The organism is Cypionkella sp., from assembly GCF_034376685.1.
Taxonomy (GTDB): Bacteria; Pseudomonadota; Alphaproteobacteria; order Rhodobacterales; family Rhodobacteraceae; genus Cypionkella.
Genome location: NZ_JAXMJJ010000018.1, coordinates 1 through 6,769 on the forward strand (window position 1 = coordinate 1; position 6,769 = coordinate 6,769).

Below are 6,769 nucleotides of genomic sequence, written 5' to 3' on the forward strand. Positions count from 1 at the left end.
CCTTCGCCGTTCAGCGCGGCCGACAGGGTCAGCTTGCCACCACGACGGTTATCATCACCCTTTGCCTTGGCGCTGCGTTCACGCTCTTCGCGCTCACGATCAGTTTTACGCTGTGGCGTAGGGGCGAGCGGAGCCTTGGCAGCAACGCCGCGCGGTCCGGTCGCATCTTGATTGCGATTGGTCGGCGCGTCAGCCGGTGCAGGGGTCGCAGGTCCGGACTTGGCCTCGGCCGGCTTTTCGTTGGACCGTGGGCGCGTCCCAAGAACATCAGCCTTGCGCTGTGCAGCCGCTGCGACACGCGCATCAGCTTCGGCACGCACGGTGCGTTCTTCTTCTTCGGCCTTCAGGCGCAATGCCTCAAGACGCTCACGCTCCTCGCGCTCTTTCGCCTCGATTTCTTCGCGGCGACGCTGACGATCTTCTTCGCGTTGACGCTCATCCTCAGCGCGACGCTCATTGTCCGCAACTTCGCGCGCCTTGGCGGCGCGCAATGCGGTCAGGCGACGCTCCATCTCGGCGTCGGAAATTCCCGCAGGCCGCTTGGCCGGATCGCCGAGATTTGGTGACCCTCCGCCCGCGCCTGTTGCACCGGCTGCGCCCGGCTTTGTGGGAACGACCACGCGCTTGCGCTTCGTTTCAACCACGACGCTTTTCGTCCGGCCGTGGCTGAAGCTTTGCTTCACCTGACCGGAACGAGGTGCGCCACCCAAACCGAGGGGTTTTTTGCCGTCTGTATCGCTCATGCGTCCTTCGTATCCTTCCCGGCGATCATGTCGCCGACCTGCTTGTCATCTGCCCCACGCAGGCCGACAAGCCTTGCCGCTTCCTCTACAACACGGTTGTTGAGTCCACCAGCCGCAAGCGCGGCGTGTATCGCACGTTCGCGGCTGAATGCCAAACCCATTTCCCCTGCCGTAAGACAGGAAATCAGGGTTTCTCGCCCATTTGGTGGGCGGAGCTTGTCTTTCCCGCGTTCTGAACCATCACTGGCCTGAATCAGCGTTCGTGCCTGACCCTTGATCAGCCACTCTTTCACCTTTTCATAGCCGCAAATCGCGTCACCGGCTTTCCGTCCCAGCGATATAAGGTCGATCACCCGCTGCACCAAGAGCCGCTCGACCATATCGGGCAGATCATCAGGCACTTTCACCGGCTGACGCGCAGCCCGTGAAAACAGGTTCTTCTTCACCGCTTTAGCCAATGCGTCACGATCCGCAGAAACATAGATCCCACGACCGGGCAGCCGCCCCTGAATATCCGGAACGATCATATCTTCTGGCCCCAGCACAAAGCGGATCAATCCCGCTTTTGGCTGGCTTTCCCCGGAAACGATGCATTTGCGTTCCGGTTCATCGCGCGAGTCTTTCTGCCCGCCACGCGTCATGCGCGTTGCTCCGAGGCCTGAGATCAGGCCTCGGCCTCCGCAGATTCGGCGTCGTCGGCTGCCGGTTCCATTTCGGTAGGGTCCACCCAGCCCAGCATGACGCGTGCCGTCATGACAAGGGTTTGGGCTTCTTCAAGGCTCACGTCAAACGTCTCCAGAATACCATCATCTTTCTTGCGCTGTCCGTTTTCAGTGGTCCAGCCGCCTGCCAGTTCCCAATCAGCGCAGGTGGCGAAGTCTTCCAGCGTCTTAATGCCGTCTTTGGCCAGTGCCTCCAGCATCTGCGGGGTAAGCCCTTCAAAGTTGATCAGGCTTTCTTCAACACCCATGTTGCGCGCATTTTCAAGCGCCTTGCGGGCCTGTTCTTCCAGATTGTCGCGGGCGCGGGCCTGCAGTTCTGCCGCCGTGCCCTCATCAAACCCGTCGATAGACAACAGCTCATCCGCGTCGACATAGGCAACTTCTTCCAGGTTAGTAAACCCTTCGGACACCAGAAGTTGCGCCATCATCTCATCAACATCCAGCGCTTCCATGAACAGCTTGGTGCGCTCGGCGAATTCGGCCTGACGGCGCGCTGATTCCTCGGTTTCTGTCATGATATCGATGTCCAGACCCGTCAACTGGCTTGCCAGACGCACGTTCTGACCACGACGGCCAATGGCCAAAGACAGCTGCTCATCGGGCACCACAACTTCGATCTTGCCGATTTCTTCGTCGATCACAACTTTCGACACTTCGGCTGGCTGCAACGCGTTCACAAGGAACGTCGCCTGATCCTGATTCCACGGGATGATGTCGATTTTCTCACCCTGCAACTCATTGACCACCGCCTGAACCCGGCTGCCGCGCATACCAACGCAGGCGCCGACCGGATCAATCGAATTGTCATAGGAAATCACGGCAATCTTGGCGCGCGAACCAGGATCACGGGCCACAGCCTTGATCTCGATGATACCGTCATAGATTTCCGGCACTTCCATCTTGAACAACTCGGCCATGAACTGCGGATCGGTCCTCGACAAGAAGATCTGCGGACCACGCACTTCGCGGCGCACATCCTTGATAAAGCAACGAATGCGATCGCCGATGCGATACGCTTCGCGGCCAATCTTTTCGTTACGGCGCAAAATACCCTCGCCGCGGCCAACATCGACAATGACATTGCCATATTCTTCGCGCTTGACCACGCCGTTGATGATCGTTCCTTTGCGGTCGCGGAACTCTTCGTACTGACGATCACGCTCGGCCTCGCGCACGCGCTGCAACAGCACCTGCTTGCCCGATTGCGCAGCAATACGGCCCAGATCAACCGGAGGAACTTCGTCGATGACCTCGTCGCCAATCTGCGGGTCAGCCAGATAATTCTTGGCCTGCTTCACAGTCAGCTGTGCGTGGTGATTCTCGATCAGATCATCTTCCATCACCGTCCGCACGCGGGCAAAGGTGGCGCGACCGGTCTTGCGGTCGATGTTCACACGGATATCCAGCTCAGAGCCGTAGCGCGACTTGGCGGCACGAGCGAGCGTTTCTTCCATCGCCTGGATCACCAGATCCGGGTCGATCATCTTCTCACGGGCCACCGCTTCGGCAGTCTGAAGAAGCTCAAGCTGGTTGGCAGAGGTAATCGCCATCGGTCAACTCCCGGTCTTAGTGTTTGGTTTCTTCGGCGGGGTCTTCTTCCTCGCCTTCGGATTGTTCAATCTCGTCGAACTCTGATTCGTCAAAGTTGCCGCTGGCCTTTTTCTGGCGCAGCATCTCGGCGATCAGGTCGTCTGTCAGCATCAGCTTGGCATCAGACAGCCAGTCGAACCGCAACCCGATGGTTACCTCTTCGCCGCCTTCTTCAATCAAGATCAGAATTTCTTCATCCTCAACACCCGCAAGCGCACCCTTAAAACGGCGGCGGCCGTCGATCAGTTCAGTCGTCTCGATCCGTGCTTCCCAACCCTTCCACATCTCAAAATCCTTGAGACGGGTCAGCGGCCGATCAATGCCCGGAGACGATACTTCGAGAACATAGTTTTCTTCTACCGGGTCTTCGACATCCAGGACCGCCGAAACGGCAGTTGAGATCGTGGCGCAGTCTTCAACCACGATCCCACCATCAGGGCGGTCGGCCATGATTTGAAGGATGCGGGTCTTGCCCCCCATCAGGCGCACGCGCACCAGCTCAAACCCCAGCCCCTCGATGACAGGTGTGATGATGCTGGCAAGGCGGCGATCAATGGCAGTTTTGGCGATAAGATCGGTCATGATTTCCAAAAACAAAAAACGGGCCAAGCGGCCCGGGAACTTCTTTCGGTAGCTTCGGGTGTGGACCCCAAAACCGCTGTTAAGTGTCTTTACCCCTCAAACAGGATTCTTGCAAGGGCGAAACCAGCACCACCCGGCGCCTTGAAACGAAAAAAGGCCCGCCGAAGCGGGCCCTGTTCAGATGATCAAAGATCAGTGGCTGCCCGAAGACGATTTTGCGATAGCTGCAATCGCAGCCAGCGCAACCACGCCACCGACAACCGCGCCAGCGCCCAAACCGCCAGCCATCACTGGCACGGAAGACGACGAACCGCGCTTAACAATAACGATTGGCTCTTCTTCTTCAGCGACGCCGCCCATGCCACCGGCGGAAGCAGCGGAAACCGATGCAGCCAGAGCAAGAGCCGTAACAAAAGCAGTAATACGCGACATAGGAACTCTCCGTTTGTAAACTATTGGGTTGTAGCTAGCATAAACTGGGCCAGCATAAAAGCCCCCAGCAAGTCGATCAGCGGCGAAGATCCTCAACTGTTAAATATCCCACATCGTCACTAATCCATTGGCGCGATTTGCGTATTTTTTGATCAGATGAAAACCAGTAGTCATTCTGGAACACCGCCCCATCAGCAGAACAGTTTTCGCTGACACGTAATGTTGTGTAGGAAACCTCCACAATCTCAATAACTTCCGATCCGCGCGGCAACACGTTGCAGCTAAAACGGCGCCGGACGGATTTGTCTTCGCCATCCAGGTGAGTGTAAATACGGGATTTGGTCCCCGCCTGCCTGGAAACGGCCAAACCATCTGAAGCCATCAGATCATTGCCCAAACCCCGTGTTGCAACAATAACACCATTTCGGAATGATACAGTCACGTCATCAAGCGTGGACCAAGTTGCAACACCTTGGTTCTGCTGAACTTCTCCAAGCAAGGCCTGCTGACCCCGACTGTCAATGGTCGCAAGCAACACTGGCGTCTCCACCTGTTCAAGCGCTTCGCGGGTCAGGCCAAGATCAGCAGGCGCGGCACCCTTGAGCTTGGCGGTAGAGGCCGTCAGCAGTGATTTGGCAATTTCGCCTCCACCAACTGAGCCAGCTTCATTTCCACAGGCTGCAAAAGCGAATACTGCAATAATCGCAGGAACAAATTTCATTTCCAGAACCGTCCCCACTGCTCGGTCAAGCCATCGGCGCGATAGCCGCGTACGGTTTCGTAAAGCCGTCCGTCGACATCCAGTCTTTGCCCACCATCACGCCCAAAGGGCCGCAACACTGTTGTTCTGGTCTTGGTGCTTGGTATGCCCAACAAAGACGCGAAAGGCACCTCAACCGTTATACCCTTGTCAAACGACCCGCTGCCAAAGTCTTCGGCAGAGACATTGGTTTTTGTCACAAACGCCCCAACCTTCCAGCCGTTGTCAAATTCTCGTTTCAACGAAAGCGTCGCCCCGACATCCCCTGCCAGATAGCGGCCAATATCAACCTGAGCGTGAAAATTGTTGTCAAACTTATAGTACCCCGACACATGACCGGTCACGACCCGATAGCTGTTGCGCGCACCGCATGCTGCGGTTGCAAAGTCTGGTGTACAAAGGTCCGTTTCATACATATCAACCGGAAGTGAAAAGCCAAGCCGCTGATCGGGGGACCGTTGAGCCGTGTAGTTTACCTCGGCCCCGATTGCCCAGCGACGAGCCGTTGGCATCCAAAGCACTTCTGTGGACAAACCGCCATGCATCCGCTCCAGATAGCCAAGCGACATGCGGCCATAGAGTTCAGGCGCAAGTTTGCGATAATAGGTCAGCGCCAGGGTCTCGATAGCCGGATCACCGTCGCGATCGTAAAAATAGTTTGCCGACCGGACCGGCTGAAGCCGACCCCGCTCGGGCAACGGCGGACGATCGTCAAGATTGCTGAACAAGAACTTCGATACTGATCCGCTGAGGATCAGCCCCGGCGTCACTTCATACCGCCCGTTCAACTCCAGCCCGGCGCCCGCTTTGAATGGGGAGTTTTGGTCAAACACCCGCAATCGCCCCATCGGCACCAACGACCAGGTGAACTTGGGGTAGGCCTCAGGATCGCGGATACCGTCGTTCAACACGGCCGGCGCGGACAGGATCTGGGCCCGCGCAAGGATTTTTTCACCTGCTTGGGTGTCAAACTCCAGCGCTTCGATGTCAGATCTCTGCAGCACGACCTGTGAAACCGGCATCCCGTTGACCATTGGCACGATCACAAATTGCTCGACCGAAGCGGGGGCCACCTTTGTCAGGGCGCGCGCCGTGCGACCCACGGCCTGCGCTTCGGCGTCGACGGTCAGATTTCGGATACGGACATACGCCGTAGACCCGTCAAACCGCACCGATTCGACCTGAACCCCATCCTTTTCCAGTCTGCGCGTCAAACGGACCCGCAGCGTGTTCTGGACCTCTGGTTGTCCCAGCCAAGTGGTCGACCATGCCTCAGGGTTGGCGCCGCGCGATGGCCGGGGGTCGACCGGATCGGGCGCAGATGTTGCGATACCGCCGCCCGCACGCTTCTTCGGGTTCATGATGAAATGCGCGGCGATCCCGAATTCGCTGCCAGACATGTAGTAGGCGCCGACCCGCAAAGACTCGTTGCGCTGGTATTCGACCCCGAAGTTCAGCGGGCTACGCCGGTCAAACGTGCCACGCACCCGTGATTCTTCGTCGTAAGCGTCAGAGGAATACTCTGCCTTGGCCGTCCACTGGTCGTTTATCTGCCATTCAACACCGGCAAAGGGTGCCGCAGGGCCACGGAACCATTGGCCGAAATTGAAATTCCCACCCTTGCCGATCACCAGTTCGGGCCGGTCACCCAAAGGACTGCCGATCGATTGAAAACTGCCCAGACGTCCCCAGCCCAAACCGGCTGAAACCTTTACATCAGGGGTAACATGCTTGGTCGCGACCACATATTCGCCCGCGATCACGCCCGTTCCCACAAAATCCTGCAGGCCAATAGCGATCGCTGGCAGATAGCGCCCTTCATCAAGGATCTTGTATCGCAGATCAAACGAGCGGTCGTAGTACGTTTCAAACTGGTTCACGCCATCGCAGCAAAGAACCTTGTTCCAATCACGAATCCCCTGGAACCGAAAGCTGCCCGA

At 57.5% G+C, this 6,769-nt stretch carries 7 protein-coding genes; all 7 read right to left on the reverse strand.

All coding sequences use genetic code 11. The features are described 5' to 3' along the window. Window positions 1-743 (reverse strand): translation initiation factor IF-2 associated domain-containing protein (locus U1A24_RS04305; RefSeq protein ID WP_322320749.1); only part of this gene is annotated, 743 nt, incomplete at its 3' end. Beyond that, the gene (locus tag U1A24_RS04310) at window positions 740-1,384 is read right to left on the reverse strand and encodes an RNA-binding protein (RefSeq protein WP_322320750.1); all 645 of its coding nucleotides are present in this window, start codon (window positions 1,382-1,384) and stop codon (window positions 740-742) included. The genes U1A24_RS04310 and U1A24_RS04305, both read right to left, overlap by 4 nt. A 23-nt stretch (window positions 1,385-1,407) precedes the next feature. Next, on the reverse strand, window positions 1,408-3,015 hold the full coding sequence (gene nusA, locus U1A24_RS04315) for a transcription termination factor NusA (protein ID WP_305251601.1): 1,608 nt from the start codon (window positions 3,013-3,015) through the stop codon (window positions 1,408-1,410). 16 nt (window positions 3,016-3,031) lie between these two features. Beyond that, window positions 3,032-3,637: a ribosome maturation factor RimP gene (rimP, locus tag U1A24_RS04320; RefSeq protein ID WP_304796676.1), complete on the reverse strand. Its 606-nt coding sequence runs from the start codon at window positions 3,635-3,637 to the stop codon at window positions 3,032-3,034. 192 nt (window positions 3,638-3,829) lie between these two features. Beyond that, window positions 3,830-4,069 (reverse strand): hypothetical protein, encoded by a 240-nt coding sequence (locus U1A24_RS04325; protein WP_304796673.1) that lies wholly within the window; start codon window positions 4,067-4,069, stop codon window positions 3,830-3,832. Window positions 4,070-4,145: 76 nt separating this feature from the next. Next, complete coding sequence (locus tag U1A24_RS04330; protein WP_304796670.1) at window positions 4,146-4,790, reverse strand: YjbF family lipoprotein; 645 nt, start codon at window positions 4,788-4,790, stop codon at window positions 4,146-4,148. Further along, on the reverse strand, window positions 4,787-6,769 hold a 1,983-nt coding region (locus U1A24_RS04335), incomplete at its 5' end, for a YjbH domain-containing protein (RefSeq protein WP_322320751.1). The genes U1A24_RS04335 and U1A24_RS04330, both read right to left, overlap by 4 nt.